The 2,624-nt window shown below is 70.1% G+C and carries 2 protein-coding genes; one reads left to right on the top strand and one right to left on the bottom strand.

From position 1 onward, the window contains the following. Positions 1–97: 97 nt before the first annotated feature. Complete coding sequence (locus ACSW7Y_RS16915; RefSeq protein ID WP_438127389.1) at positions 98–1,264, bottom strand: pyridoxal phosphate-dependent aminotransferase; 1,167 nt, start codon at positions 1,262–1,264, stop codon at positions 98–100. 285 nt (positions 1,265–1,549) lie between these two features. On the opposite strand from ACSW7Y_RS16915, the gene rpsT reads away from it, so the two are divergent. Beyond that, positions 1,550–1,810, top strand: a complete 261-nt coding sequence (rpsT, locus tag ACSW7Y_RS16910) for a 30S ribosomal protein S20 (protein ID WP_022904294.1) — start codon at positions 1,550–1,552, stop codon at positions 1,808–1,810. Positions 1,811–2,624 lie beyond the last annotated feature (814 nt).

Here is a 2,624-nt window from a genome sequence, read left to right as displayed (position 1 = left end):
GGGGGCCCGCACCGCGCCTCCAGTCCGTCAGCCGGTCGCCGCGGCGACTTCGCGCGCCGTCGTCGGACGGTCGCCGTGGCGGACTCGCGCCCCGTCGTCAGACGGTGGCCGTGGCGGGCGCGGGCAGCGTGCCGAGGCCGCGGCGGAGGTCCTCCGGGGTCGCCGCCAGTGAGATGCGGATCCACCCCTCTCCGGAACGCCCGAACGCGCTCCCCGGTGCAACGGCCACGTGCTCGCGGTGCAGCAGCGCGAGGGCCCACTCGGCGACGTCGCCGCCCGACGCGTGCGAGACGTCGACCCAGAGGTAGAAGGCGCCACGCGGATCGAGGTAGCGGATGCCCGCGGCGTCGAGGACCTCCTTCGCCACTTCGAGGTTCGCGCGGTAGTGCTCCCGGGCGTCGCGGACCGCCGAGTGGTCCCCGACGATCGCCGCGAGGGCCGCGTACTGGTCGGGTTCGGCGACGCAGCTGATCATCGCCTCCTGCGTGGTGCGCATCGTCGGACCGAGCCCCTTCGGCGTCACGAGGTACCCCACCCGGACGCCCGTCATCGCGTACGTCTTGCTCAACGAGAACGCCGAGAACACGCGGTCGTCCTCGTCGAGCGCGGCGATGCTGACGTGCCGTGTGCCGTAGGTGAAGTACTCGTAGACCTCGTCGCTGATCACCCAGAGGTCGTGCCGCTTCGCGAGGGCCAGGAGGTCGCGGAGCGTCTCCTCGCCGAACACCGAGCCGAGCGGGTTCGACGGCGAGTTCACGATGATCGCCCGGGTGCGTTCGGTGATGCTCGCCTCCAGGGCCGCGAGGTCCGGCTCGAAGTCGTGCTGCGGCGCCAGCTGGTACGGCACCGGCACCGCGCCGAGGATGTGGGCGTTCATCGTGAAGGTCGTGTAGCCGGGGTCCGGCACGAGGACCTCGTCGCCGGGGCTCAGGACGAGGGTCATCGCCTGGAACAGTGCCTGCGTCGCACCGATCGTCATCCAGACCTGCTCGAGGTCGACCTCGATGCGGTTCTCGCGTCGGAGCTTCTCGACGAGGGCCCGGCGGAGCGCGGTGATGCCGCCGTTCGGTGTGTAGTCCGTGCGGTCCTCCGACCACGCACGGCGGGCGGCCTCGCCGATGTGCGGCGCGACCGGGACGTCGGGTTCGCCGATCACCAGCATGGTGACGTCCGTGCCGTCCGCACGGAGCAGGGCGGCCTGCTCGAAGACCCTCCGGATGCCGGAGGCGGGGACGGTGTCGATGCGTGGTGCGAGGGACGGCATGCCGGTCACGGTACCGATGCTGTGTTGCCGGGTGGTTTCGGCCGGTCCGGATGTCGTGTCGCTCCGGCCTGCTCATGCCGCGGTGCTGCGGCGTTCTCGATGCCGTGGTGCTCCGGCGGCTGGGCTCCCGTTCGCGGCCTGTCGGGCTTTGGCCGCTGGGCCTGCTCCTGGTAGTGTTGGTGGCTGGCTTCCGCGTTCCCCGCCCACGGGTGGAACGCGATGCGACCAAGGGCCCCTCTACCCAGCGGTCGCGACCACCCGTAGAGACGAACAGGAGCAACACGCATGGCGAACATCAAGTCGCAGATCAAGCGCATCAAGACCAACCTCAAGGCCACCGAGCGGAACAAGGCGTACCGCTCGGAGCTCAAGACGCACATCCGCCACACCAACGAGGCCATCGCCTCGGGCGACAAGGACAAGGCCGTCGCCGCCCTGGCCCTCGCGTCGAAGAAGCTCGACAAGGCCGTGAGCAAGGGTGTCATCCACAAGAACCAGGCCGCGAACCGCAAGTCGGCCATCGCGAAGAAGGTCTCTGCTCTCTGAGGCTGACTCCCCCGCTCGAAGGCCCCGCACCGTTCGGTGTGGGGCCTTCGTCGTTCGTGGAGGGGCCTTCGTCGTTCGTGGTGGGCTCGGGCGGGCTCGGGCGGGAGCGACGAAACGCGCGCGTTACGTCGCTGCACCTGCCGATCGACGCGTGCTTGGTCGCATTCGTGGTGTGTGCTGGCCGGTGATGACTGGCCGCGACGTTCCGCGCGTCGATCGACACGCGCATCGTCGGCCACGGAGTCGTCGTCGCACGACAACGGCACCGTCGTCCATTGCACACGCGCGCAACCAGCGACCGCGAAGAACGACCATGCCGGTGTCGTAGGAGAACGGCACCGTCGTCCGTTGCACACGCGCGCAACCGGCCGCCACGAAGAACGACCACGCCGATGTCGAACGACAACGGCACCGTCGTCCGTTGCACACGCGCGCAACCGGCCGCCACGAAGAACGACCACGCCGACGTCGAACGACAACGGCACCGTCGTCCGTTGCACACGCGCGCAACCGGCCGCCACGAAGAACGACCACGCCGATGTCGCACGACAACAGCGCCGTCGTCCGCCAGCGAGGCCCCGGGATCTCCTGGACGGCGGACGTCCGACGCCCCGCACACCCTGCACCACTGGCGAGCATCACCCCGTCAGCGGGCCAGGACAGCCACCGACGGACGTGCGCCGGATCGACCGGTCAGCGGTCCTCGCCGCGCCGGGCGATCGTGCGGACCATGACCTCGAGCGCGTAGTGGGCGTCGCGCGAGCCACCCTTCACCGCCGTGTCGGCGGCAGCGATGCTGAGGATCGCGTTCGCC

Source organism: Curtobacterium flaccumfaciens, from assembly GCF_051548005.1.
Classification (GTDB): Bacteria; Actinomycetota; Actinomycetes; order Actinomycetales; family Microbacteriaceae; genus Curtobacterium.
Note: the sequence above shows the minus strand (reverse complement) of the source record. Positions and strands in the feature narration are given on the sequence as shown.

What these genes read in the sequence shown, in the direction of transcription:
- ACSW7Y_RS16915 (WP_438127389.1), bottom strand. Translation starts at nt 1,264, where the DNA reads ATGCCGTCCCTCGCACCACGCATCGACACCGTCCCCGCCTCCGGCATC.
- rpsT (WP_022904294.1), top strand. Translation starts at nt 1,550, where the DNA reads ATGGCGAACATCAAGTCGCAGATCAAGCGCATCAAGACCAACCTCAAG.